This is a genomic window from Achromobacter sp. Root170, assembly GCF_001428165.1.
GTDB classification, from domain to species: domain Bacteria; phylum Pseudomonadota; class Gammaproteobacteria; order Burkholderiales; family Burkholderiaceae_B; genus Achromobacter; species Achromobacter mucicolens.
Window position 1 is genome coordinate 32257 of the sequence record NZ_LMHN01000016.1, and the last position, 25316, is coordinate 57572.

A 25316-nucleotide genomic window follows, 5' to 3' on the forward strand; every position below is an offset into this window, starting at 1 on the left:
GTCTTGTCTCCCCACTACGTGGATGTGTGTGTTCAGAACGCGACGTGGTCGCGGCCCTTCAGTTGCAGCGTCTCGCGCGCGTCGTCCGGCGTGGCGATCTGCAAGGACAGGTCTTCCAGAATGCGGCGGATGCGGCGTACCTGGTCCGCGTTGGACTTCGCCAGTTCTCCGGGCCCATCCCACAATGAATCCTCCAGGCCCACGCGAACGTTCCCGCCCATCGTCGCCGCCATCGTCGCAAGCGGCGTCTGCTTGCGGCCGGCGGCCAGCACCGACCAGATGTAGTCGTCGCCGAACAGCCGGTCCGCCGTGCGCTTCATCGTCATCACGTCCTCGGGGTGCGTGCCGATGCCGCCGCGGATGCCGAACACCGACTGGATCAGAAACGGCGGCTTGAGCAGCTTGCGGTCCACGAAATGCGCGGCGGTATAAAGATGGCCGATGTCGTAGCACTCGATCTCAAAGCGCGTGCCGTTATCGCCGCACGACGACAGGATGTGCTCGATGTCCTTGAACGTGTTGCGAAAGATCAGGTCGTTGCTGCCCTCCAGATACGGCCGCTCCCAATCCTGCTTGAACGTCTTGAACCGCTCCAGCAGCTCGTACATCCCGAAGTTCATCGACCCCATGTTCAGCGACGCCACTTCCGGCTTGAATTGCAACGCCGGCGCCATGCGCTCGGCAATCGGCAGCACCGGCGATCCGCCCGTCGTGATGTTGACCACCACGTTCGATGCTTCCTTGATACGCGGCAGGAACTGCGCGTACAGCGCCGGATCCTGGGTGGGTTGCCCCGTGTCCGGCTGACGCGCATGCAGGTGCACGATCGCCGCACCCGCCTTGGCGGCATCAAGCGCCGACCGGGCGATCTCTTCAGGCGTGACGGGCAGATGGGGCGACATCGACGGCGTATGGACCGAACCGGTGATGGCGCAGGTGATGATGACCTTCCTGGACTGTTTCATGGGCCTCTGGCGCGCGGCAGGTTGCCGCTGTGAATATGTCGCTACGGATCTTTATGGCCCCGGCTGTCTCCTCCGGGTGTGGGCCATTCTGTCGCAGGGCTTCGGGTCCTGTCACCTGAACAGAAATTATCAATTGATAGGGAATCCGGTGCTGCGCTGCAGCGTGCCATTCACGCGGCCGGAGCACGAAAAAAAGCCGCCGCCAGGATCGCTCCTGGCGGCGGCTTTTGCCGAACGGCTTCGAGGACTTAGTCCTTGCGGCTGGTCACTTCAACCAGGTGGTAGCCGAACTGCGTCTTGACCGGACCTTGCACCTGGCCGACCGGGGCGCTGAACACGACGGTGTCGAATTCCTTGACCATCTGGCCCGGGCCGAAGGTACCCAGGTTGCCACCGTCGCGGCTCGACGGGCAGCTCGAGTTTTCCTTGGCGAGCTGGGCGAAGTCAGCGCCATTCTCGATGGCGGTCTTGAGTTCGTTGGCCTTCGCTTCGGTGGAAACGAGGATGTGACGGGCGGAGGCTTGTGCCATGAGGGGAACTCCTTGCAGACTGATTTGGGGAGGGGAGAGTAACGCATTCGCGTGAACTCGCTACCCCGGCATCATAAACGGGGAGTGATGCGGCCCCGGGTCACAGACGGTAAGCGCGAAGGGGGCACACCCCCGCACTTCCCCTAATACCCCCTCATATCCTTATACGATTATCGTATTTTCAACACACCCCACCCCGGGCGTGTCCACAGCCGAGGCAACGCGGGCTGGCAATGAGATGCACGTTTTCGGACGAGACTTCCTATGCCTGATTCAGCTTCCCGAGTACTGTTGAAAAAAGACGCGGTCGTGCCGTTTACGTCGGAGCCCAATCTGACGGATCGTGTGACCGAGATGCTGCTGGACGAGATCACCAGCGGCGATTACCAGGTCGGTGAGGTGCTGCCCCCAGAGCAGACCATCGCCACCCGGCTTGGCGTTTCGCGCACCGTGCTGCGCGAAGCGGTTTCCCGCCTGAAGGGCGATGGCATCGTGCAGAGCAAGCAGGGCCGCGGGCTGACCGTCATGCAGACGGCGCGGCCGTCGGTGTTGCGCATGCAGGCCGCGGACATTGGCGATGCGGATCAGGTGCTGCGTATCGTGGAATTGCGCCGGGGCTTCGAGATCGAGGCCGCGCCGTTGGCGGCGGCCCGGCGTGACGAGGACGATCTGGCCGCCATGCGGCTGGCGCTGCGCAAGATGGCCGACGCGATTGCGTCCGGAGATGTAGCGGTGGGCGTCGATGCCGACATGGAGTTCCACCGCTGCGTGGCGCGTGCGACGCGCAATGAACACTATCTGAATTTCTTCGATTTCCTGGCGGTGTTGCTCAAAAAGAACCTGCGCGTGTCGCGTTCGCGGTCGGCCAAGATCGCAGGGCGCGGGGCGCAGGCGCAAAAGGAGCACGAGGCGCTGTTTGCCGCCATCGAGAAGGGCGACGTGGAACTTGCACGGCAGCACGCGCGCACGCACGTCGACAACACGGAAGCACGTCTGCGTACAGCGGCGGCCACGGCCGACAAGCCGTAGGCGCCCACTAAGGGCATCCTCCAAGGGGAAGTGGTGATGGGTCAGAAGACGATCGATGAGTTGGTGCGCGCCGACGAGGGACTGGTCAGCCGGTCCATCTTCGTGGACGAAGAGATCTTCCAGCAGGAACTGAAGCAGATCTTCTCGCGCGCGTGGTTGTTCGTGGGGCACGAAAGCCTGGTGCCCAAACCGGACGACTACTTTGTTTCGCGCATGGGCACGGAATCCGTGATCCTGACGCGCGACCGGCAGGGGCAAATTCAGGTCATGCTGAACAGCTGTGCGCATCGCGGCATGAAGCTGTGCCGCTACGACCACGGCAATAACCGGACGTTTACCTGTCCGTACCACGGCTGGAGCTTTTCCACCGACGGCAAGCTGGTGGAACGGCCCGGCGAGCTGGTCGGCGTGCCCGGCCACGCCACGCACTACAAGGGCGAACTGGACAAGAAGCAATGGGGCCTGAAAACGGTGGCGCAGGTGGTGAACTACAAGGGCGCCATCTGGGCAACGTGGGATCCCAACGCGCCGCCGTTCCTGGACTACATCGGCAACATGCGGCTGTATCTGGACGCGGCGCTGGACCATCGCAACGGCAGTCCGGGCGGCTCCGAGGTGATCGGCGGCGTGCAGAAGTGGCGCGTGAAGTGCAACTGGAAATTCGCGCCCGAGAATTTCATTGGCGACCTGTATCACGACATCAGCCACCGATCCGTGGACATCGTGGGCATCGGCCCGGGCGGCGGCAAGGGGCGGCGCGATGCATCCGCCACGCGCTCGGCAATCTGCTTTCCTGAACTGGGCCACGGACTGCTGGGCCGGCTGCCGTTCTACGAGGAAGGGCCGTACGCGCCGCAATACGCGCGTTATCCGGAAGTCGAGGCGTACTACCGCGAGATCCACGAACACCGCGAGCGCACGTTGGGCTCGGCGATGCGCGTGCAGACCAGCGTGGGCACGATCTTCCCGAATATGTCCTTCCACGGCCGTCAGCCGCGCACGCTGGCGGTGTTTCATCCGATCAGTTCGACCGAGATGGAGATGTGGCGCATGTACCTGGTGGACAAGGACGCGCCCGAAGCGGTCAAGGAAGCGGCGCGCCATTACTTCCTGCGCTACTCCGGCCCGGGCGGCATGACGGAATCGGACGACATGGAGAACTGGACGGGCGCCACCGAGGCCAGCATGGGCGCGATGTCGCGCGAGCTGTACTTCAATTACCAGATGGGCGTGGGTCACCGGCAGGACGTGCCCGAGATCCCGGGCTGTGCGGTCAACGGTGAATACACCGAGGAAAACGCCCGCATCTACTACCGGCGCTGGGCGCAGTTCATGAACGGCCTGTCATGGGACCAACTGATGGCGGGCGCGGTGCGCCTGGAGGAGGCGGCATGAACGCAACCGTGGAAAACGCGCCGCCCGTGGCGCAGGACGACAGCGTGGACGACATGCTGCTCTGGTGGGAGGCGCATCGCTTCCTGCATTTCGAGGCCGACCTGCTGGACCATCGTGAGTTCGACAAGTGGCTGGGCCTGCTGGACGAGGACATCACGTACCGCATGCCCCTCACGCGCAACGTGCGCCGCGACGCGATGGCGCAGGAATACTCCGGCAAGCAGGACGCGGCGTGGTTCGACGAAGGTATCGATACGCTGCGCCAGCGCGTGGCGCAGATCAAGACGGGTATTCACTGGGCCGAAGAGCCGGCCTCGCGCGTATCGCATCTGGTGACCAACATCCGCGTGCTGGACGTGACGCCGGACGACGGCGGCGGCGACTTGGTGCGGGTGCGTTCACGCTTTCTGATCTACCAGAACCGCCTGCAGTCCGAAGTGAACCTGTTCGTGGGCAAGCGCGAGGACGTGCTGCGCAGGCGCGACGGGCGCTTCACCATTCTGTCGCGCGAAATTCACCTGGACCAGAACGTCCTCTTGTCGAAGGCGCTGACGATCTTCTTCTAGCGCCGTTGCCGGAGCCGGCCCTTCTGCCGGCATTCGATGGTTTTCCTTCCACTCGGGGCCTGACCGCCGACAGGACGCGCTCGCCCATACCTGGAGTTGCAGCATGCAAAGACGTACTGTACTGAAGGCCATGGCCAGCGCGGCCGCGATGTCGGCGGCGGGAGTGTCGTGGGGCGCCGGCGCCGCTTATCCGAGCAAGCCGATCCGCCTGATCGTGCCGTATCCGCCGGGCGGCGTCACGGACGTGGCGGGGCGTTTGGCGGGAGAAATCCTCACGCGCAAGTTTGGTCAGCCGGTGGTGGTGGAGAACCGGCCGGGTGCGAACGGCATGATCGGCAGCCAGCAGGTGGCTTCCGCGCCGGCGGACGGTTACACGCTGCTGCTCAATGGGCTGGGCGGCATGGTGCTGCCGATGGCCACGGTGACCGGCCTGCCGCTCGATACGTCGCGCGCCTTCACGCCGATCGCGCAGATGGCCGAATTCATCAACGTGCTGATCGTGCGGGCCGACTCGCCGATACGCAGCGTCGACGACCTGATCGCCACGGCGCGCAAGCGCAGCAAGGATGGCCTGAACTACGGCTCCAACGGCATCGGTTCGTCGGTGCACCTGACCACCGCGTTCTTTGCGCAGCACACCGGCACCAATCTGCTGCACGTGCCCTACAAGGGCAGCGGCGAGATGCTGGTGGACGTGGTCAACGGCAACCTGGACTTCAGTTTCAGCAATCTGCCGCCGGTGATGGGATTGATCCGCAAAGGGTCGATTCGCCCGATCGCCGTCACCAGCAGCTATCGCAGCAAGCAGCTGCCGGAAGTGCCGACGATGGCCGAGCAAGGCGTGGCGGATTTCGATGTGACGAGCTGGCTGGGACTGTATGGCCCGGCTGGCATGCCGCCCGAGGTGGTGCAGACGCTGAGCGCGGCGCTGCAGGAAGGCATGGCGCTGCCGCAGTCGGTGGAAACCTTGAGCGCCGCGGGCTTTGAGCCCAGGGCCACGGGAGCGGATGCGTTTGCGGAACTGAACCGCGCCGAACTTGCGCGCTGGAAGCAGGTCGCCACCAAGGCCAGCATCTCCCTGAAATTCGGAGCCTGAGCATCATGGAAACGACATCGGCCCTGCAGCGGGTTCACACCGCCATCATCGGTGCGGGACATGCGGGCGTGGAGTGTGCGTGGGCCCTGCGTGCGGCTGGGGTGGAAGGCGACGTGGCGCTCTTTGGCGCCGAAACGCATGCACCCTACGAACGGCCGCCGCTGTCCAAGGCCCTGCTGACCGGTTCGACCAGCGCCGAGCGCATCGCGTTGCGTGCGGGCAGCGCTTACGAAAAGTCGCGCGTAATCGTGGTGGCGGGCGACCCGGTGGCCGCCATCGATACCGCGGCGCACACGCTGTGCACGGCGTCGGGCCGCGTCGTGGCGTATGAGCATTGCGTGCTTGCCACGGGCGCCAGCGCTCGCGGCATTGCCGACGTGGCAGGCGAACAGGTGTTCTCGGTGCGCGGCCTGGACGACGCGCACCGGCTGCGCGAGGCGCTGCGGCCGGGCATCCGGCTGCTGGTGGTCGGCGCCGGATATCTGGGACTGGAAGCGGCCTGCTCGGCGCGCAAGCTGGGCGCGCAAGTGCTGGTGCTGGAGCAGGGCGGCAACGTGATGGCGGGCAAGGTGTCCGAGCCCACGGCCACGCGGCTGGGCGACCTGCACCGCGAGGCCGGCATCGAGATCCGTCACGGCGCTGCGGTTCAGCGCTGGGAACGCACGGCATCCGGATGGCGCGCGCATCTGGCAACGGGCGAGGCCATCGATGCCGACCTGGTGCTGGTGTCGATTGGCGCGGTGGCCGAGACGTCGCTGGCCGAGGCGGCGGGACTCATCTGCCTGGACGGCGTGGTCGTGGACGAATGCTGCCGGACGTCGGCGCCCGACGTCTACGCCATCGGGGACTGCGCCAGCGCCTTTCGGGGCGAGCTGCAGCGCTATGCCCGGATTGAAAGCGTGCAGAACGCGCTGGCACAGGCGCGCACGGCGGCCGCCGCCATCGCGGGCAAGGCGCCGCCCGCGTCGCGCCCGCCGACGTTCTGGTCCGAACAACAGGGTCGCCGTCTGCAGATGGCCGGACTGGTCGATCCGGCCGTGCCTTGCCGCGATGTATTGCTGCCCACGGCCAAGGGATGGCTCGTCGAGCGCTATCAGCACGGCCGTCTGGCCGCGATCGAGGCGGTCGATAGCCCGGTGGAGTTCATCAAGGGCGTGCCGCGCATCGGCGCGCCCGAAGTGGCTGCGGCCACGGCGTGATCAAACCTTCTGGAGACAACATGCCCGTTGCGATATTTGAACTGCCCGATGGCGCCGAACAGGTGCTGGATGTGCCCGATGACTGGTCGCTGATGGAAGCCGCGCGGCGCGATGGCCTGGAAGGCATCGTCGCCGAATGCGGCGGCGGCGCCATCTGCGGCACCTGCCACGTGCAGGTGGATGCCGATTGGCACGCGCGGCTGGAGCCGCCCGGCATGGCCGAGGAAGCGCTGCTCGAAGTGGTGCCCGAGCGCTGCCCGACCAGCCGCCTGTCCTGTCAGGTCATCATGACGCCCGAACTGGACGGCATCCGCGTACGCGTGCCGTCATCGCAGCTCGAGCTGTAGCCAGCGCGTCCGAACCCCAAGGAGCAACCGCATGGCCGACAACAAATCCATCAACCTCGTCGATCTGCAACCCGGCGTGCGCGTGCGCATGGCGGGCGGCGCGTTGGCCGAGATCGTCGAGAACCCGCAGGACGGCTTCTGGCTGATTGTCCGGTACCTGGACCATCCCGCCGAACCCGCGCTGGTCGACGCCGGTGAGCAGCAGGTGTTTGCCACCGACGTCGAAGCAATCGAACCCTGAACCCTCTGGAGCCCCCATGAATCAAAAACCCAAAGTCATCGTCTCCGCGCCCGTGCCACCCGATCTGCGCGAGCAGCTAGCCGCGCGTTGCGAAATCGTCGAAGTGCCCACCGGACAGAATCCGGCCGAGGTGCTGGGCGCGGATGCGCGCGCGAATATCGAAGGCATGGTCTGCACGGTGCGCACCAAGGTCGATCAAGCCTTGCTGGACGCCTTGCCCGCGCTGAAGGTCAGCTCGAACTTCGCCGTGGGATTCGATAACGTCGATCTGGCGGCCGCCACACAGCGCAAAGTGCTGATCTGCAACACGCCCGGCGTGCTGGATGGCGCGGTGGCCGACGTGACGATCGGCCTGATGCTGTGCCTGTCGCGCAATCTGGTGGCGGGCGACGCCTTCGTGCGCAGCGGCGCCTGGACCAAGGGCGCGTTCCCGCTGACGCGGGACATCCGCGGCAAGACGCTGGGACTGCTGGGCATGGGCCGCATCGGCCGTGTCGTGGCCCGCGCGGCGCAGGCCTTCGACATGAAGGTCATCTATCACAACCGCCGCGAAGATCCACAGGCCGAAGGCCTGGCCACCTATGTCGAGCGCGACGAACTCTTCAAGTCGTCGGACGTGCTGAGCGTGCACATCCCCCTGTCCGCGGAAACACGCCATTCCATCGGCAAGCGCGAGCTGGGCTTGATGAAGCCAACGGCCTACCTGATCAACACGGCGCGCGGCCCGGTCATCGACGAGGCGGCGCTGATCGAAGCGCTGCGCGCCGGCACCATCGCGGGTGCGGGGCTGGATGTGATGGAGCAGGAACCCCTGCCGGCCGACAGCCCGCTGTGCGCCTTGCCCAACGTGGTGCTGCAGGCACACGTGGGCAGCGCCACGCACGAGACGCGGCGCGCGATGATCGACCTGGCGGTGGCCAACCTGATGGATGCACTGGGCGGAAAGGCGCCGCAGGCGATGGTCAACCCCGAGGTCTGGCAGGCGCGCGCCTGACGCGTCCGCCAGGCAAAGCAACGGGCCAATGAACGAAGGCCCGCAAGGTGGGGCCGCCTAGGTAGGGCCGCCGAGGCAGCCCCGCCTTCGCGGCCCCTTATCCCTGTTTCCCGCCGTAATCCACCACGATCCCCGCCTGCTGCGCGACCTCGGTCCAGCGCTTGAGTTCCGCCTTGGAGAACGCCTGGAACTGCGCCGCGTCGCGCAGCTTGGGTTCGAAGCCGGCGTTGATGATGCGGGTCTGGTATTCCGGCGCGGCCAGTCCCGTGACGATGGTGTTGGACAGCTGCGCAATGATCGCCGGATCAACCTGTGCGGGCGCATACATGCCCAGCCAGCTCGTCACGTCGAAGTCCTTCATGCCCTGTTCCTGCATGGTCGGCACGTTGGGCAGCTGGCGCGCGCGGTAGGCGCTGGTCACAGCCAATGCCTTCAGACGCTTGCCGTCCACCATCGGCAGCGTGGGCGGCAGGTTCATGAAACAGAGATCCAGGTCGCCATTGGCCGTCCCGACCAGCGCCTCGCTGGCGCCCTTGTACGGCACATGGTCGAACTTCAACCCGGTGCGCATGGCAAAGAGCTCGGCCGTCATCTGCGACGAACTGCCGACGCCGTTGCTGCCATACAGCGGCTTGCGCTTGGTGGAGCGCAGGTGTTCGATCAGTTCAGGCACCGTGTTGGCGGGGTGGTCCACGCGCACGACCAGGGCGTTGACGAACTCGGCCACCTGAGCGATGGGAAGAAGCGCGGTGGGGATGTCGATCGGCAGGCCGCGCAGCGTGGCGGGCGGCAGCACGTTGTGGCCCAGGCCCCCGGTGGTGAGGGTGTAGCCGTCAGGCCGTGAGGCAGCGGCCGCCTGCATGCCGATGACCCCGCCCGCGCCGGCGCGGTTTTCGATCACCACGCTCTGGCCGTACTTGGCGTAGAGCAGGTCGCCCACCAGCCGTCCTGCAAGGTCGGTGGCGCTGCCTGGTGTGGAAGAGACGATGATCTTGATGACGCGGGACGGATACGGCCCGCTCTGTGCCCAGCTTGCGCCGGTAAGGTGCAGGCCGGCGGCGGCCCCCATCAGCTTCAACGCACTACGACGTTTCATGACGACTTCCCCTTGGGTTATAGACCTACTGCTTCACGTGCTGCTCCAAAAAATGTGATCCGAACTTTGTACGATAAACATATTTCTCGTACGGTACGGGCCACGCGAGAGCACGCAAATTGCGGCTTACCCTAGGGGAGTCGTTTTGGGCCTTGCGGCCCGATTATCAGCGCACCGGCCAGCCGTACATCAGCCCGCCGTTGCGGTACGACGCATTCAGCCCGCGCTCGAGTTTCAGCGGGCTGTTCGGGCCCAGGTTCTTCTCGAAGCTCTCGCCGTAATTGCCGACGGTCTTGATGATGTTGTAGGCCCACTTGTCATCGACGCCCAGATTCTTGCCCATGCCCGGCGTCACGCCCAAGAGGCGCTGGATGTTCGGGTTGGTGCTTTTCAGCATCTCGTCCACGTTCTTGGACGTGACGCCGTATTCCTCGGCTTCCAGCATGGCGTTCATGGTCCAGCGGACCAGGTTGAACCATTGCTCGTCGCCCTGGCGAACCATCGGGCCCAGCGGTTCCTTGGAGAAGTTCTCCGGCAGGATGTCGTACTTTTCCGGATTCTCCAGGTTGCTGCGCGCGGCGGCCAATTGCGACTTGTCGCCGGTGAAGGCGTCGCAGCGGCCCACGGCGAAGGCGCGGATGATCTCGTCCAGGCGCTCCACGACGACCGGCTTGAAGTTCACGTTCTGCGAGCGGAACCAGTCCGCGAGGTTCAGTTCGGTGGTGGTGCCGGGCTGCACGCAGACGGTGGCGCCTTCCAGTTCCTTGGCGCTCTTCACGCCCAGGGACTTGTTCACCATGATGCCCTGGCTGTCGTAGTAGTTCACGCCCACGCCGATCAGGCCCAGCGTCGTGTCGCGGGTCAGGGTGAGCGTGGTGTTGCGGGTCAGGACGTCGACTTCGCCGGATTGCAGGGCGGTAAAGCGCTGGACCGCGCTGATCGCCTGGATCTTGGCCTTGGAGGCGTCGCCGAACAGAGCGATGGCCAGCGCGCGGCACAGGTCGACGTCAAGGCCGATCCAGCCGCCCTTGCTGTCGTTCACGGAAAAGCCCGCGACGCCCGTGGATACGCCGCAATGTACGAAGCCCTTGCTCTTGACCGCCTCGAAGGTCGCGCCGGCGTGGGCGGTCCAGGACGAAATGAACAAGGCGGTTCCTGCCGCAGCCAGTTTGAGTGCTTTCATGGTGTCTCCGCGCCGCATGGCGCATGTTTATCGTTCAGCCGAAGGCTGAAGTGCGGCGCATAGTACCAGTGGGTCCGGGAGGGAGAATCAGGGAATTCCCGTTAAATCCGGGAGGCGGAATTTGATGGGGATAGAATCGGGCATGCCCGGCCTGCCGCCTGCTTCTCGGCCGCCAGCGGCCGGAAAACGCCACACCGCCACGCCAGCCTATGAATCGACATGACGACCCCGCAGGTCCAGACGACCGCCCGAGGCGCCCGTTCGCCTTCGTCAAGGAGCAGTTGCACGGCACCTGGACCGAGCTGACCCGGGTCAATGCCAGCGACCGCCGCTGGGAAATGCCGCTGGCCGCCGCGCTGTCGTCCGGTCTACCGCTGATGGTGGGCGCGTATTTCGTGCGCATGGATTACGGACTGATGTCCAGCCTGGGCGGCATGGTGTTCCTGAGCCTGCCCAACGCCTCGTTGCAGATCCGCATGATGATGCTGCTGGCGGCATCCTTCGGCATGGTCGCCTGCTATGCGCTGGGCGCGCTGACGCAGTTCTGGCCGACCGCCACGATCGCGGCGCTGACGCTGATCGCGATGGTGGTGAACATGGTGTGCCGCTGTTATCGCCTGGGCCCGCCGGGCAGCCTGTTTTTCATCATGGCCACGGCGATCGCCGCCTACACGCCGGGCACCATCGAAGACGTGCCATTGCGCGTGGGCATGGTGGCCTTGGGTTGTCTGGTCGCCTGCCTGGTGGCCTTTGCGTATTCGCTGCACATGACGCGCGTTGCCCCGCCGCCGCCGCATGTCGAACTGCCCAAGCCCACGTTCGATTTCGTGGTGTACGACTCCGTCATCATCGGGCTGTTCGTCGGCATCTCATTGCTGGTGGCCGAACTGCTGCAACTGCAGCGGCCGTACTGGGTGCCTGTCAGTTGCCTGGCGATCATCCAGGGCGCCAGCCTGCGCGCGGCGTGGAGCCGGCAGATGCACCGCATCCTGGGCACCGCCGTGGGCCTGTGCGTGGCCTGGGCGCTGCTCAGCCTGCCGCTCAATGTCTGGACGCTGAGCCTGGTGATGATGGCGCTGTCGTTCGGCATCGAAACGCTGGTGGTGCGCCATTACGCCAGCGCGGTGGCGCTGATCACGCCCTTGACCATCTTTCTGGCCGAGGCGCCGCATCTGGGGCAAGGCTATCCCGTCGACGTGATCGAGGCGCGCTTCGTGGACACGGCGCTCGGGGCATTCATCGGCGTGCTTGGCGCCGTGCTGCTGCACAGCCAACGCATCCGCCCGACGCTGTCGCGCTGGATGCGGGCGGTGTTGCCGCAGCGGGTGAATTGACCGCCGTCCTGCGCCGGCTGGACGCCGCGGAGGTCGATTTTCCCTGCCGGCTCGGATAGGATGGGTGTTTGCGCAACCTGGAGGCACTCATGGATTGTTCTGTTGAAGGAAAGGTCGCGTTCGCCGAGGGTCATTCGTATCACTTCGCGACCGTCGACGCGGCGCTGGCTTTTGCTGAGTGTGTCAAAAGCACCCAGAATCCCGCCCAATGCGCTGCCACGCATGGCAGCACCAGTCAGGTCAAGCTGGAAGACGTCGCCGCGCAGGAAGCGGCCGAGCGGCGCGAACAGGAACCCGGCGCGGGGACTTGAATGTCGTGATGCGGCGCGGGTGTCAGCCCTTCGCGGTCGATTTCGCGCCGGCACTTCGCCGCCGCCCGCGCGGCGGCGCCGCATCATCCCCCCCTTCGCCGGCCAGATACGCCTGCACCAACGTGATGATGCGTTCCGCGGTAGGCGACAAGCTGCGCCGGGCGCGATGGATGACGCTGTAGGTCAGCGGACCTGACGCCGGGTACGGCAGCGGTAATGGCACGAGCGTTCCTTGTGCCAGTTCGGCGACGATGGCCTCGCGTGTGCAGAACAGCACCACGTCGCTTCCCACGGCTACGTCGCGCAGCGCGCTGACGCTGTCGCATTCAAACGCAATCGGCAGTTCATCCACGCCCGCCACCTGATACAGCTTGGCCAGATACTCCCGCGCGCGCTGCGGCAGGTCGGTGGCGGCCAGGCGATATTGCGCCAAGGCGGCGCGCAGCTTGGGTTTTCGCGCCGATTGCAGCGGATGTCCGGCCCGCACGAAAAGGCCGCCGTGCTGCGGCGGCAGCGCACGCACGATGAAGTCCGCCGGCGGCGGCAGGCTGTGCGTCACCGCCACGGCAAAGTCCAGCTTGTCCTGCAACAGCTTGTCGAGCAGACGCTGCCAGCTTTCGATCTCGACATGCACGCTCAGGCCGGGATGATCGTGCGCCAGACGGACCAGCAGCGGCGACAGAAACCCCGCCGCCGGAAAGGCCCCGACGCCGAAGCTCACGCGTCCCGTGTCATGGCCCCTCATCAATTCGGCCTCGCGCCGAAGGGCGAGGACTTCGCCCAGGATGCGGCGCGAACGATCGAGAACCATTTTTCCCGCCTGCGTCGGCGTCACGCCGATCGACGCGCGATCCACCAGCACCAGCCCCAACGTCTCTTCAAGGGACTGGATGCTGCGCGTCAGCGCCGACTGCGTCAGATGCAGCCGCTGGGCCGCCCGAGAGAAGTGCCGCTCTTCGGCAAGGACGGAAAAGTGCTGGAGCGAACGGATCGTCAGGCCCATGTATTTTTCTCATCGGAATTGCGCCAAATATGCAATTGATTCGGGTCAATTGCAAGACTAAAACAGCTTGACCACGGGTCGGTGAAAACGCTGCAAGAACCCGGGAAAACACGACACAGAGCGCTGCGCGGCCCCGCGACACGCCAACCTCGCAGGAGGAGACAACATGAACCGCAAGCCGATCTTCCATCTGGCGGGCTGGGCCGCCGCGCTGAGCATGCTGGCCTGTACGGCCGCCGTCGCGGCGCCATCCCCGCAACCCGACGCCTGGCCCGCCGCGGGCAAGCCGATACGCATGGTCGTGCCATTCCCGGCGGGGTCGGGGTCGGATTCGCTGGCGCGCATGCTGGCGGCCAAGGTATCGCAGCAGACGGGCGCTTCCGTCATCATCGACAACAAGCCGGGCGCGGGCACGATGATCGGCGCGCAGGACGTGGCGCGCGCCAAGCCGGACGGCTATACGCTGCTGTACACCATCGTGGTCACGCACACGCAGAATCCGCACCTCTACAAAAAGCTGCCGTACGACCCGGTCAAGGACTTCACGCCCGTGTTGCAGGCGGTCAGATCGGCCACCGTGCTGGTCGCCAACAACAACACGCCGTTCTCCACGACGGCCGAGCTGATCGCCTACGCCAAGGCAAATCCCGGAAAGCTCAACTACGCCTCGTACAGCGCCGGATCGACCTCGCACTTGAATGGCGAGATTCTCAAGATGAAGACGGGCACCGACATCGTCCACGTGCCCTACAAAGGCACCGCCGACGCCAGCCGCGCGCTCTTGGCGGGCGACGTACAGGTTTACTTCGACGGCACCGCCACGGCGGTCGAGAACGCGCGTGCCGGCAAGGTCAAGCTGCTGGGCCCGGCCACGGACCGGCGCCTGAGCGTACTGCCAGAACTGCCCACGCTGGAAGAGCAGGGGATCGAGGGACTGAACATCGTGGGCTGGCAAGGCATCTTCGGCCCGGGCGACATGCCGCCCGCACTGGCCGAGCGCATCGCCCAGGTGTTTCGCGCCGCGCTGGAGACCCCTGAAATCACCCAGACCATCCTGTCGCAGGGCAACGAGGTCAGCGGCGCGGGGCCAAAGGAATTCTCGGCCATCGTGCAGCGCGACAGCGAGCGGTGGGGCGACGTGATCCGCCGGATCGGGCTGGTATTGGAATAAGGCTGACGGGCCCGCGGGCCCCGGGAGACAACGATGCACGATGTAGTGATACGCGGCGGCACGCTGGTGGACGGTTCGGGCGCTAGCGCCCGGGTGGGCGACCTGGCCATCGACGGCGGCACGATCGTCCAGGCCGGGGGCAAGGCGGGCCCGGCGCGGCGAGAAATCGACGCGGCGGGCGCGCTGGTGACGCCGGGGTGGGTCGACATCCATACCCATTACGACGGCCAGGCGACATGGGATCCGTATCTCAGTCCGTCGACATGGCATGGCGTCACCACCGCCATCATGGGCAACTGCGGTGTGGGCTTTGCGCCGGTCAAGCCCGACCGGCGCGAATGGCTGATCAAGGTGATGGAAGGCGTCGAGGACATTCCGGGCTCGGTGCTGTCGGAAGGCATCGAATGGGACTGGGAGACCTTTCCCGAGTACCTGGACGCGCTGGACCGGCGGCCCAAGGCGCTGGACATCGGCGCGCAGATTCCGCACAGCGCGGTGCGCGCGTACGTGATGGGCGATCGCGCCATTCATCACGACGAGGCGTCTCCCGCGGACCTGCTGGCCATGCGCGAGGTTGTGCGGGCCGCCTTGCAGGCAGGCGCGGTCGGCTTTTCGACGTCGCGGACGTTCCTGCACAAGTACGACGAGCGCAAGTATCCCCCGGGCACATTCGCCACCGGCGAAGAGATCAGCGCCCTGGGATCGGTCATGGGGGAGGTCGGCCACGGCGTGTTCCAGATGACGGCCAACCATCCCGCGATGGAAGGCGAGATCCCCTGGCTGGAACAGCTTGCCCGCCACAATCGTCTGCCGGTGCTGTTCAACCTTCAGCAGACCGACGGCGCGCCAGACGTCTGGAAGCAGATCGTGCGCACGCTGGACAAGGCGCGCGACGAAGGCGTGCCGCTCATGGCGGGCATCAGTGGCCGGCCGCTCGGCATCCTGTTCTCCTGGCAGAGCTCGCTGCACCCCTTCATTGCCCATCCGACCTATCAGGCGCTGCACGCGCTGCCCCTGCCGGAAAAGCTCGCGCAGCTGCGCGATTCGCAGGTTCGCCAAAAAATCATGAGCGAGCAGCGTGGCCTGCTGGACCGCCGGGCCGAAACGCTCTTCAGCAGTTTTCACAAGATCTACCGGCTGGGCCAGGATCCCGACTACGAACCGCTACCCGAAGACAGCGTGGCGGCCATGGCGGCGCGCACCGGGCGCCCGCCGCTGGAGCTGGTGTACGACCTGATGCTGGAGAACGAGGGGCGGGCCATTCTCTATTACCCGTCCTTCAACTACGCCTATGAAAACCTGGATCACCTGCACCAGCTGATGCAGCACGCCAACACCGTGAACAGCCTGTCCGACGGCGGCGCGCATTGCGGCTACATCTGCGATGTCAGCATGCCGACCTTCATGCTCAGCCACTGGACGCGCGACCGCCGCCGCGGCCCGCTATTGCCGCTGGAACACGTGGTTCGCCGGCAAACCCGCGACACCGCGCTGGTCTATGGCTTGCACGATCGTGGGCTGCTGCAGCCCGGCTACAAGGCCGACATCAACGTCATCGATCCCGATGCGCTGAAGGTCCACTGCCCGGAAATGGTCTTTGACCTGCCGGGCGGCGGGCGCAGGCTGGTGCAGCGTGCCGATGGCTACGCGGCCACGCTGGTCGACGGCCGGCCGATCTTCGAACGCGGACAGGCCACCGGCGAGCTCCCAGGCAAACTGCTGCGCGGCGCCGGGCCGCAACGTGGCTAAGCATCCGGGCATTCCCGAATATATTGATTGCACCGATTAATCCACTGGAATTTCTCATTTGTGGCGCAGGATTGCGCTCCCTATGATCGGCAGGGTTGCTTCACCAGCAACCCAAAAATCAAGGGGAAAAAAAATGAAGAAGTGGAAACTGGCCGGCGCGGCGCTGGCCGTGCTGTCCTGCGTGGCCACGGCCTCGGGCGCGCAAACCGCCTATCCGAAGGGCCCGGTCACGCTGGTCGTGCCTTTCGCGCCCGGCGGGTCGACGGACGTGATCGGACGGCTCCTGGCCGAGCGGCTGGCGGTGGCCCTCAAGCAGCCGGTGGTGGTCGAAAACCGCTCGGGCGCGGGCGGCAACATCGGCGCGGCCATGGTGGCCAAGTCCCCGCCCGATGGCCAGACGCTGCTCTTTGGCACGACAGGCATCCTGGCCATCAACGAGTTCCTGTACAACAACCCGGGCTACAAGGCCGACCGCGACCTGAAGCCCGTGGTGTACACCGCGTCCATCAGCAACGTGCTGATCGTAAACAACGACATGCCGGTGTCCAGTGTGGACGACCTGATCAAGCTGGCCAAGGCCAACCCCGGCAAGTATTCCTTTGCGTCCTCGGGCGCGGGCAGCTCCACGCACCTGTCGGGCGAATTGTTCAAGAACATGGCGGGCGTGGACCTGATGCACGTGCCGTACAAGGGCAGTGGCCAGGCGCTGGTGGACCTGGTCGGCGGCCAGATCAACATGATCTTCGACAACGCCCCGTCGGCGGTGCCGCTGGCGCAATCCGGCAAGGTCAAGGCGCTGGCCGTCACCAGCACCACGCCGCTGTCGGTGCTGCCGGGGATCCCGCCGTTGACCGAGGCGGGCCTGAAGGGATACGAGTCCCTGTCCTGGACCGGCGTGGTCGCACCCGCCGGCACGCCGCAGGCCGTGGTGGACCGGCTCAACAAGGAGGTCAACGCGATCCTGGCCGACGAGGCCGTGCGCAAGAAGCTCACCGAACTGGGCGCGCAGGCCACGGGCGGCTCGCCCCAGGACTTCACCGCGCACATCGAAGCCGAACGCGCCAAATGGGGCAAGCTGGTGAAGGAAGCGAAGATCGCAGTGCAGTAGCCACCGGCGTGGGTGTCCGGCACCCGTGCAGAAAAGGTGTCTGACACCCCTGCGGCAGCGGTTCAAGATGCAGACCGACTGACGTGGGTGTCAGACACCGGCAGACGCCGCCTTCCTGGTCTTTTTCCCCGACACCTTCACCCCCGCCGGCACCAGCTTTTCGTTGATCACGTCCCGCATGTACTGCAGGAACAGCTCCGAACTTGCCGACAGCGACCGCAGCCGCCGCGTAATCAGACAGACCTCGCGCGACAACCGGGGCGAACTCAATTCCCGAAACACGAACGTCCCCGGTTCGGTCCCCCGCGTCTGCGGCGGCGCGATCGAACTTGCTGCCAGCGCCGGCAGAATCGAATAGCGCCCGCCGCCGCGCAGCACGGCGTGTAGCGACGACGTCCGCGACACTTCATCGTGCTGCTGCTCGAAGAACCCAGGCTTGCCGGCATGCGCGCGCAGGAACGCCCCGATGCCCGTGTCCTCGGTAAACCCCACATATTCCGCCGGATCCAGGTCCGCCCACTTCAAGGGCTTGGCGCCTTGCGCGTACGGATAGGACGCCGCGCAGATCACGCCGTAGCGGTCCTCGAACAGCGGCGTGTAGACCAGCTCGTCAAAGCCATGATGCGACGTCGAAATCGCAAAATCGATGTCGCCGTTTGCGATCATCTTTTCCACCTGTTCCGAGCCGGCGTCGTGCAACGAGAACGTGATCTTGGGATAAGCCTGGCGGAACGCCGCGATGGCGTCGCCCAGGAAGTAGTTGGTGACCGACGCGACCACCGCGATCCGCACATGCCCCTGACGCCCTTGCGACAACGCTTCCAGGTCGCTCAAGGCGCCGTCGAACTGGCTGAGGATGCGCTCGGCCTCGGCCTTGAAGCGCGCGGCCTCCGGCGTCATCGCCACGCGCCGTGTGCTGCGGTCAAACAGCTTGACGCCTACCGCGTCTTCGAACTGCTGGATCGTTGCCGTCAGCGAAGACTGGGTAAGGAACAATTGCGACGCGGCAACGGTGAACGAACCCGTGTTGGCCACGGCGACGAAGCTGCGAAAGTGCCGCAGGGTGATGCTGCGTTTGGCCGTCATGCTCCCCACCGTTTCATATATTGGTGAAACCGAATAATAAGCAAAAACCAACAATTTGTAGTGAAGAAAACCGCGCTCTAGAATTTCCTTCGATCTGGCGCATCGCGCCGTCTCCATCGCACGCAACAGGGAGCGAACTGAAATGAGCGCTGCAGGCGTATTGCCCACATGAGCACACCACAACCCTTGCGCATCCTCATGTCCGCATCGACGCGGGACCGGATCGGCGACGCTATCAGCCAGGCCTTGGACGGGCGCCCCTTCGAGGCCGTGATTGCGGCCCAGGCGCACGGCAATGAGCCGGCGGATGTGGATGTCGCATTCATCTCGCGCGACGTGACGGGCCTGTCGACCAAGCATCGCGTCCTGGAACCACTGGAGGCGTTTTACGTCACGCTGCGCCGGTCGCCGAAGCTGGCCTGGGTGCACGTGCATTCGGCCGGCGCCGACCGGCCGATCTTCGGCGAACTGAAGGCGCGCGGCGTGCGCGTCACGACTTCGTCCGGGGCCAATGCGCAGGTGGTGGCGCAGACGGCGCTGGCCGCGATCCTGTCGCTGGCCCGCGAGTTTCCCCGCCTGTTCGACGCCCAGCGGGCGCGCACGTGGACGCCACTGATCGGAGGATTGCTGCCGCGCGACCTGGCCGGGCAGACCGCCGTGATAGTGGGATGGGGGCCAATCGGCCAGACGCTTGCCGGATATCTGCGGATGTTGGGCCTGAACGTCATCGCCGTGCGCAGCGCCGCCACGCCGCCCGCCGATGGCGTCGAAACCTACGCGTTCGAGGATCTGGCACGCATTGGCGGACGCGCCGACTGGCTGGTGCTGGCCTGCCCTTTAAGCGATCGCACACGCGGGCTGGTAAACGCGCGTGTGCTCGCCGCCATGGCGCCGCACGCCCGGCTCGTCAACGTGGCGCGTGGCGAGATCGTGGCTGAAGCCGAACTGATCGAAGCCCTGCGCGCAAAGACACTGGCCGGCGCGTATCTGGATGTGTTCGAGCACGAACCGCTGGATGCCGAATCGCCGCTATGGACGCTGCCCAACGCATTCGTCACGCCGCATTCGGCGGGCCATTCGGATGGCAACGAGGCGCGCGTGGACCGGATCTTTCTTGACTACCTGCGGCAGTGGCGGCAGTAACGCCAGCCTGATTGCCCGCGCACCCTACCTGCTTGCAACCCGTCAATTCCAGGACCTTCCATGATCCAGACCGCCGCGCGCATCCAGCGCATCAAACCCTCGCCCAGCTCGATGGCGGGCCAGCGGGCCCGTGAACTGCGCGCCACCGGCCGAGACATCGTCGCGCTGACGGCCGGCGAGCCCGACTTCGATACGCCCGACAACGTCACGCAGGCGGTCGTGCGTGCGATGGCGCGGTCGCGCACCAAGTACACCGATGTCGGCGGCACGCCCGAGCTCAAGGCCGCCATCCGCGAGAAATTCCGCCGCGACAATGGCCTGGACTACGCTGCCAGCGAAATCATCGTCGGCAACGGCGGCAAGCAGATCATCTTCAACGCGCTGCTCGCCACCGTCGAAGAGGGCGACGAGGTGATCGTGCCCACGCCGTACTGGGTGTCGTATCCCGACATCGTGCTGCTGGCGGGCGGCACGCCGGTCTTCGTGGCCTGCCCGCCCGCGCAGGGATTCAAGCTGCAGCCCGCCGACCTGGACAAGGCGATCACGCCGCGCACGCGCTGGGTGATCCTGAATGGTCCCAATAACCCCAGCGGCGCGGCCTATTCTCGCGAAGAGCTGTTGGCGCTGGCCGAAGTGCTGCGGCGCCATCCGCATGTCTGGTTGATGTCTGACGACATCTACGAGCACATCCTGTACGACGGCCGGCAGTTCGCCACGCTGGCGCAGGTGGCCCCCGACCTGAAGGCGCGCACCCTCACCATCAACGGCGTGTCCAAGGCCTATGCGATGACCGGCTGGCGTATCGGTTACGGGGCGGCGCCGGCCGACCTGATCAAGGCGATGACCAAGCTGCAGTCGCAGAGCACGTCCAACCCGTCTTCGATCAGCCAGGCGGCCGCGCAGGAGGCGTTGTCGGGCCCGCAGGATTTCATGGCCGAACGCACCCGCATCTTCCAGGCACGCCGCGACATGATCGTGGCCAGCCTGAACCGCATCGACGGCATCGACTGCCATGTGCCGGAAGGCGCGTTCTACGTGTTTCCGTCGTGCGAGGGGCTGCTGGGCAGGACCACGCCCGCCGGCAAGCAACTGAAGACCGACGAGGACTTCATCATGTACCTGCTGGACGAGGAGAACCTGGCGGTGCTGCAAGGCGCGGCGTACGGGGTGTCGCCGTTCTTCCGGATCTCGTACGCGGCGTCGATGGAACAGTTGGAAGAGGGCTGCGCGCGCATCAAGCGCGCTTGCGCGAAGCTGGGGTAAGGCGCGGGGACGGGCGTTTGCGTCAGACGATTAGGCTGCCGCCCCGCAATACGGGCAGTCGGACTCACCGGGCTGCGCGGGCGCCATCCGTCCAGCAGCCGGCTTTCCCGGCGCGGGCCGCACGTCAGTGGGCATGGCGGCGTCGCCGCCGTGCCCGCCATGAAAACACTCGTGCGCCAGCCACTGGCTTAGCCGTTCGTAGCTTTCCATGTTGCTGCGCCAGTTCGGCGCGCAAAGATAATAGCCAAGCGGGCTTTCAAACGTCCGGTCGAAAATGTCCACCAGTTGCCCGGTGGCCAGTTCCTTTTCGATCAGGCAATGCGGCATCAGCGCCACGCCAAAGCCCGAAGACGCGGCCTGGATAATCATCGAAAACAGATTGAAGCCCGGGCCGAACCGTGCGCGGTCATAATCCCCCAGGTAGGTCGAGAACCAATATTCCCAGGACAGCGGAATCTCGATGTGCTGCAGCAGCGTGCATTGCTTGATGTCTTCGAGGCTGCCGATGGGGTGCTGATCCAGATATTCCCGCGAACACACCAGGCGCGTTTCGCGGCCTGTCAGGTATTTGGCGTCGCCGTCGTGCCAATCGCCATACCCATATTGGATCGACGCATCGAAATCGAGCTCGGTGCTTTTGTAATCCGCCACGCTGTAGCGCACGAAATTGATGGAAATGTCCGGGTTGACCTCGCGGAACGTCTTCAATCGTGGAAACAGCCATTGCGCCGCAAAGGTGGGCGCGGCCGATACGTTGAGGGATTTTGCCGACTGCTGCGTCGCCATGACCTGCGACGTGGCGCTTTCCAGCGTGTGCAGGGCCGGCCGGATCAGGCTGAGATAGGTGGCGCCCATGCGGGTGAGCTGCAGCCCATTGGTGCCCCGGATGAACAGCGCATGCCCAAGATAGCTTTCCAGCGTGGCGATATGCCGGCTGATGGCGCTTTGCGTGACGAACAGTTCCTTGCCCGCCTTGGAAAACGACAGGTGCCGGGCCGCCGCGGAGAACGCGTTCAACTCGGAAAGGGTGGGGCAGCGACGTCTCATAGGGGGGGTATGAGTAATGCTCATAAGGCTGTTCAAATTTGTGTCGAACGCATAGGGGGAGACCCGGTATCGGACCCCCGAATTGTACCGGTAGAGTTCGGCATGCCGTGATTTCCCGGCGTTTTGAACTGTTTACGTGGTCGATTTATGAAGCCGGTTGTCATCAAGAATTGCAGGATCCTCAATACCCGAACCTTGGCCCTTGAAGCCGCCGCGACCGTGCTGGTCGAGGATGGCGTGATCATCCGCATTGGCGCCGATGAACCGGCTGCCGCGGATGCGCAGGTGGTGGACGCCAAGGGCATGACCCTGATGCCCGGCATGATCGACTGCCACGTGCACGTCGTGGCGTCGTCGTTCAACCTGGGCCGCGTCGCGTCCCTGCCCAACGCGCTGGCGCTGCTGCGCGCGCTGCCCATCATGCAGGGCATGCTGGACCGCGGCTTCACGTCCGTGCGCGACGCGGGCGGCGCGGACTGGGCGCTGGCGCAGGCAGTGCTGGACGGCACCATCGACGGCCCTCGTCTCTTCTGCTCGGGCAAGGCCTTGTCCCAGACCGGCGGCCACGGCGACTTCCGCCAGCGCAACGACGAACTCGATCCGTGCCCCTGCTCGGTCAAGATCGGCAACATCGGCCGCGTGGTCGACGGCGTGGACAACTGCCGCCTGGCCGTGCGCGAGGAAATCCTGAAGGGCGCCACGCAGATCAAGGTCATGGCGTCTGGCGGCGTGGCCTCGCCCAACGACCCCATCCAGAACCTGGGCTTCTCCGAGGCCGAGCTCATCGCCATCGTCGAAGAGGCCAATAACGCCAATACCTACGTAATGGCCCACGCCTACACCCCGCGCGCCATCACGCGCGCCGTGCGGTGCGGCGTGCGCACCATCGAGCACGGCAACCTCGTCGACCGCGAGGCCGCCGAGGTCATGAAGGAACATGGCGCCTACATGGTGCCCACGCTGATCACCTACGAAGGCCTGGCCAACGACGGCGAGCGCTATGGCCTGCCGCTGGACTCGGTCAAGAAGATCGCCACCGTGCGCACGCAAGGCCTGACCGCGCTGGAGATCCTGGACGAAGTCGGCGTGAAGATGGGCTACGGCAGCGACCTGCTGGGCGAGACCCATTACATGCAGTCCGACGAACTGGTCCTGCGCAGCCGCGTGCTGGGCAATGCCAAGGTCATCCAGCAGGCGACGCTGATCGGCGCCGAGATCCTGAACCAGGAAGGCCTCTTGGGCGAAGTGTGCGAAGGCGCCTACGCCGATCTGCTGCTGATCGATGGCAATCCGCTGGACGACATCGAACTGCTGACCAAGCCCGATTCGATCAAGCTCATCATGAACCGCGGCCTGCTGCACAAGAACGCCTGCTGACGGTCCCCTTCCTTTTATCTCCGGAACTTCCCCATCATGTTTTCCGTATCCGACCGCCTGGAGCGGTTGCCCTTCAGCAGCTTTCATTTCCGGCTGCTGATGATCGGCGGCCTCGGGCTCGCCTTCGAAGCACTGGACGCCGGCATCATCGCCTTCATCATTCCCTCGCTGCGCACGCAGTGGGGCCTGACCACTGGCCAGATCGGCTGGATCGCCAGCAGCACGTACGTCGGCTTCCTGGTCGGCGCGCTGTTCTCCGGCATCCTGGGCGACCGCTACGGCCGCAAGAAGATCATGATGTGGGCGCTGCTGCTGTTCTGCGTCGCCACGTTCGTCAACGCCTTTGCGCGCAACTATCACGAGTTCTACATCCTGCGCATGATCGCCGGCATCGGCATGGGCGCGGAAGGCGCCATCATCGCGCCGTACCTGGCCGAGTTCGTCAGCAGCAAGTACCGCGGCCGTTTCACCGGCGCGCTGGCGGGATTTTTCTCGTTCGGCTTCGTGATGTCGGCGCTGCTGGGCTACTTCATCGTCCCGATGAGCGACGACGGCTGGCGCTACATCATGATCATCGCTTCGGTGCCGGTCGTGTTCCTGCTGTGGTGGCGCAAGTCGCTGTTCGAGTCGCCCCGCTGGCTTGAACACACCGGCCAGACTTCCGAGGCCAACCGCATCTGCGAAGCCATCGAAGCCGAAGTGCAGCAAAGCACCGGCCGCCCGCTGCCCACGCCTGTCGCCACGCGCAAGGCTGCGTCCTCGCCCGCAGACCAGCAGACCGCCATGGCCAAGCTGGCGTCGCTGTTCTCCAAGCAATACCTGGGCACCACCGCGCTGGTGTGGGTGTTCTGGATCACCGTGCTGTTCTGCTACTACGCCTTCCTGGTGTGGATCCCCAGCCTGCTCGTCGAGCGCGGCTTCACCATCACCAAGAGCTTCTCGTACACGATCCTGATCTACCTGTCGCAGATCCCGGGCTACTTCTCGGCCGCGTACTTCAACGACAAGATCGGCCGCAAGTACACGATCCTGGCGTACATGCTGCTGTCGTGCCTGTCGGCGCTGGGCCTGGCGCTGGCTAGCGGCGAGCATCAGATCATCATGCTGAGCATGCTGCTGTCCTTCGGCATGAACGGTGTGATCGCCGGTCAATACACCTACACCGCCGAAATCTATCCCACGTCGATCCGCGCGACCGGCATGGGCGCGGCCTCCGCCTTTGCCCGCATCGGCTCCATTGCATCGCCCACCATCGTTGGCGTGGCATATCCGGTTCTGGGCTTTGCCGGCGTGTTTGCCATGATGACCGCGATCCTGCTGGTCGGCGGCCTGGGCATCCTGTTCTACGGCAAGAACACGCGTGGCGTCGTGCTCGAGGAAATCAACGCATGACCAAGGCCTCCGCATTCAACGCGTTGGCTGGCCACGCCCGCGATCTGGCGCTGGCCGGCGACCGGCAGGCGCAGTGGGGCGTGATCTCCAACCTGCTGCAAGACTGCTTTGGCCACAAGCTGTTCACGGCGCTGCTGTACTTGCAGGACCACAAGCTGATGAAGCGTCTGCACACGTCGGACGACACCATCAGTCCGCTCGGCGGCTTCAAGGCCACCGGCAACGGCCCGTGGTCCCGGCTGGTACTGGAAGAAGGGCGCCTGTATGTCGCCAGCAACGAAGACGACGTGCGTACCGTTTTTTCCGAAGCGCCGATGCTGATCGAGCGCGGGCTGCAGTCGGCGTTCAACATCCCGGTGCGGCACGCGGGGCGGGTGATCGGCTCGCTGAACATGCTGGCCGCGCGTCATGCCTATGACGATATCGATCCGGATCTGGCGGCGGTCGTGGCAGGGTTGTGCGCGCCCGTGTTCATCGAGGCGATGCAGGACGCGGCGTCCGCGGCAGCTAGCGTGGACCGGTCCGCGTTGGACAGCGTGTGAGCCGCGTAATTTGAGTATCCGTCCCGGTGCGGGATGATGTTTGCGGGCCGCTTTTAAAGCGGCCCTTTTTTCGTCCGGAAACAGGGACAGCCCCGGTTTTGCACATTGTTGCGGGAACTGGTCTGAATTGTTGCGTGTTACCGCGTTTT

General features: G+C 65.2%; 25 protein-coding genes. 18 read left to right on the plus strand and 7 right to left on the minus strand.

The genetic code is table 11. The features are described from left to right. Positions 1 to 32: 32 nt before the first annotated feature. Complete coding sequence (locus ASD87_RS18220; protein ID WP_056324748.1) at positions 33 to 965, minus strand: 3-keto-5-aminohexanoate cleavage protein; 933 nt, start codon at positions 963 to 965, stop codon at positions 33 to 35. 248 nt (positions 966 to 1213) lie between these two features. After that, positions 1214 to 1495: a peptidylprolyl isomerase gene (locus tag ASD87_RS18225; RefSeq protein WP_056324750.1), complete on the minus strand. Its 282-nt coding sequence runs from the start codon at positions 1493 to 1495 to the stop codon at positions 1214 to 1216. Between the two features lie 291 nt (positions 1496 to 1786). Here ASD87_RS18225 and ASD87_RS18230 point away from each other — a divergent pair, with 291 nt between their 5' ends. The 8 genes from ASD87_RS18230 (at position 1787) to ASD87_RS18265 (ending at position 8362) form a co-directional block, all read left to right on the plus strand. Continuing rightward, positions 1787 to 2524 carry a FadR/GntR family transcriptional regulator gene (locus ASD87_RS18230; protein ID WP_223573290.1) on the plus strand — a complete coding sequence of 246 codons (738 nt, stop codon included), beginning with the start codon at positions 1787 to 1789 and terminating at the stop codon, positions 2522 to 2524. Between the two features lie 36 nt (positions 2525 to 2560). Beyond that, entirely contained in the window at positions 2561 to 3919 is a 1359-nt protein-coding gene (locus tag ASD87_RS18235; RefSeq protein ID WP_056324752.1) for an aromatic ring-hydroxylating dioxygenase subunit alpha, read from the plus strand. Continuing rightward, a complete protein-coding gene (locus ASD87_RS18240) occupies positions 3916 to 4485 on the plus strand; it encodes a 3-phenylpropionate/cinnamic acid dioxygenase subunit beta (protein WP_056324755.1) in 570 nt (189 codons plus the stop codon). Before ASD87_RS18235 ends, ASD87_RS18240 begins: the two co-directional genes overlap by 4 nt. A 103-nt stretch (positions 4486 to 4588) precedes the next feature. After that, positions 4589 to 5581: a tripartite tricarboxylate transporter substrate binding protein gene (locus ASD87_RS18245; protein ID WP_056324758.1), complete on the plus strand. Its 993-nt coding sequence runs from the start codon at positions 4589 to 4591 to the stop codon at positions 5579 to 5581. Between the two features lie 5 nt (positions 5582 to 5586). Further along, positions 5587 to 6780, plus strand: a complete 1194-nt coding sequence (locus ASD87_RS18250; protein WP_235512746.1) for an FAD-dependent oxidoreductase — start codon at positions 5587 to 5589, stop codon at positions 6778 to 6780. Positions 6781 to 6800: 20 nt separating this feature from the next. Beyond that, complete coding sequence (locus ASD87_RS18255; RefSeq protein ID WP_056324760.1) at positions 6801 to 7127, plus strand: 2Fe-2S iron-sulfur cluster-binding protein; 327 nt, start codon at positions 6801 to 6803, stop codon at positions 7125 to 7127. A gap of 31 nt (positions 7128 to 7158) precedes the next feature. Further along, positions 7159 to 7368: a hypothetical protein gene (locus tag ASD87_RS18260; protein WP_056324762.1), complete on the plus strand. Its 210-nt coding sequence runs from the start codon at positions 7159 to 7161 to the stop codon at positions 7366 to 7368. A 16-nt stretch (positions 7369 to 7384) separates the two neighbouring features. Beyond that, complete coding sequence (locus tag ASD87_RS18265; RefSeq protein ID WP_056324764.1) at positions 7385 to 8362, plus strand: 2-hydroxyacid dehydrogenase; 978 nt, start codon at positions 7385 to 7387, stop codon at positions 8360 to 8362. Positions 8363 to 8459: 97 nt separating this feature from the next. Here ASD87_RS18265 and ASD87_RS18270 read toward each other — a convergent pair whose 3' ends face one another. After that, complete coding sequence (locus ASD87_RS18270; RefSeq protein WP_056324767.1) at positions 8460 to 9458, minus strand: tripartite tricarboxylate transporter substrate binding protein; 999 nt, start codon at positions 9456 to 9458, stop codon at positions 8460 to 8462. Positions 9459 to 9624: 166 nt separating this feature from the next. Beyond that, positions 9625 to 10641: an amino acid ABC transporter substrate-binding protein gene (locus ASD87_RS18275; protein ID WP_056324770.1), complete on the minus strand. Its 1017-nt coding sequence runs from the start codon at positions 10639 to 10641 to the stop codon at positions 9625 to 9627. Positions 10642 to 10850: 209 nt separating this feature from the next. On the opposite strand from ASD87_RS18275, the gene ASD87_RS18280 reads away from it, so the two are divergent. Both ASD87_RS18280 and ASD87_RS18285 read left to right on the plus strand, forming a co-directional pair. After that, positions 10851 to 11975, plus strand: coding sequence for an FUSC family protein (locus ASD87_RS18280; RefSeq protein ID WP_056324773.1), 1125 nt, complete (start codon positions 10851 to 10853; stop codon positions 11973 to 11975). 68 nt (positions 11976 to 12043) lie between these two features. Beyond that, a complete protein-coding gene (locus tag ASD87_RS18285; protein WP_235512747.1) occupies positions 12044 to 12286 on the plus strand; it encodes a hypothetical protein in 243 nt (80 codons plus the stop codon). 22 nt (positions 12287 to 12308) lie between these two features. Here ASD87_RS18285 and ASD87_RS18290 read toward each other — a convergent pair whose 3' ends face one another. Then, positions 12309 to 13289: a LysR family transcriptional regulator gene (locus ASD87_RS18290; protein ID WP_056324778.1), complete on the minus strand. Its 981-nt coding sequence runs from the start codon at positions 13287 to 13289 to the stop codon at positions 12309 to 12311. A gap of 166 nt (positions 13290 to 13455) precedes the next feature. Here ASD87_RS18290 and ASD87_RS18295 point away from each other — a divergent pair, with 166 nt between their 5' ends. The 3 genes from ASD87_RS18295 (at position 13456) to ASD87_RS18305 (ending at position 17317) form a co-directional block, all read left to right on the plus strand. Beyond that, positions 13456 to 14460, plus strand: coding sequence for a tripartite tricarboxylate transporter substrate binding protein (locus tag ASD87_RS18295; RefSeq protein ID WP_056324781.1), 1005 nt, complete (start codon positions 13456 to 13458; stop codon positions 14458 to 14460). 33 nt (positions 14461 to 14493) lie between these two features. Continuing rightward, the gene (locus tag ASD87_RS18300; protein WP_056324782.1) at positions 14494 to 16209 is read left to right on the plus strand and encodes an amidohydrolase family protein; all 1716 of its coding nucleotides are present in this window, start codon (positions 14494 to 14496) and stop codon (positions 16207 to 16209) included. A 133-nt stretch (positions 16210 to 16342) separates the two neighbouring features. Then, on the plus strand, positions 16343 to 17317 hold the full coding sequence (locus ASD87_RS18305) for a tripartite tricarboxylate transporter substrate binding protein (RefSeq protein WP_056324785.1): 975 nt from the start codon (positions 16343 to 16345) through the stop codon (positions 17315 to 17317). A gap of 90 nt (positions 17318 to 17407) precedes the next feature. Here the strand turns inward: ASD87_RS18305 and ASD87_RS18310 are convergent, their stop codons facing one another. Continuing rightward, positions 17408 to 18403 carry a LysR family transcriptional regulator gene (locus tag ASD87_RS18310; protein ID WP_056324786.1) on the minus strand — a complete coding sequence of 332 codons (996 nt, stop codon included), beginning with the start codon at positions 18401 to 18403 and terminating at the stop codon, positions 17408 to 17410. A 168-nt stretch (positions 18404 to 18571) separates the two neighbouring features. Here ASD87_RS18310 and ASD87_RS18315 point away from each other — a divergent pair, with 168 nt between their 5' ends. Next, complete coding sequence (locus tag ASD87_RS18315) at positions 18572 to 19546, plus strand: D-2-hydroxyacid dehydrogenase (RefSeq protein WP_056324789.1); 975 nt, start codon at positions 18572 to 18574, stop codon at positions 19544 to 19546. A gap of 60 nt (positions 19547 to 19606) precedes the next feature. Beyond that, on the plus strand, positions 19607 to 20809 hold the full coding sequence (locus tag ASD87_RS18320) for a pyridoxal phosphate-dependent aminotransferase (RefSeq protein WP_056324791.1): 1203 nt from the start codon (positions 19607 to 19609) through the stop codon (positions 20807 to 20809). Between the two features lie 30 nt (positions 20810 to 20839). Here the strand turns inward: ASD87_RS18320 and ASD87_RS18325 are convergent, their stop codons facing one another. Next, positions 20840 to 21826, minus strand: coding sequence for a LysR substrate-binding domain-containing protein (locus tag ASD87_RS18325; RefSeq protein WP_056324794.1), 987 nt, complete (start codon positions 21824 to 21826; stop codon positions 20840 to 20842). Between the two features lie 177 nt (positions 21827 to 22003). Between ASD87_RS18325 and ASD87_RS18330 the strand changes: the two genes are divergently transcribed. The 3 genes from ASD87_RS18330 to ASD87_RS18340 are packed head-to-tail and all read left to right on the plus strand — an operon-like array spanning position 22004 to position 25167. Beyond that, complete coding sequence (locus ASD87_RS18330) at positions 22004 to 23233, plus strand: amidohydrolase family protein (RefSeq protein ID WP_056324797.1); 1230 nt, start codon at positions 22004 to 22006, stop codon at positions 23231 to 23233. A gap of 36 nt (positions 23234 to 23269) precedes the next feature. Then, entirely contained in the window at positions 23270 to 24625 is a 1356-nt protein-coding gene (locus ASD87_RS18335) for an MFS transporter (RefSeq protein WP_056324799.1), read from the plus strand. Beyond that, positions 24622 to 25167: a GAF domain-containing protein gene (locus ASD87_RS18340; protein WP_056324802.1), complete on the plus strand. Its 546-nt coding sequence runs from the start codon at positions 24622 to 24624 to the stop codon at positions 25165 to 25167. Before ASD87_RS18335 ends, ASD87_RS18340 begins: the two co-directional genes overlap by 4 nt. Positions 25168 to 25316 lie beyond the last annotated feature (149 nt).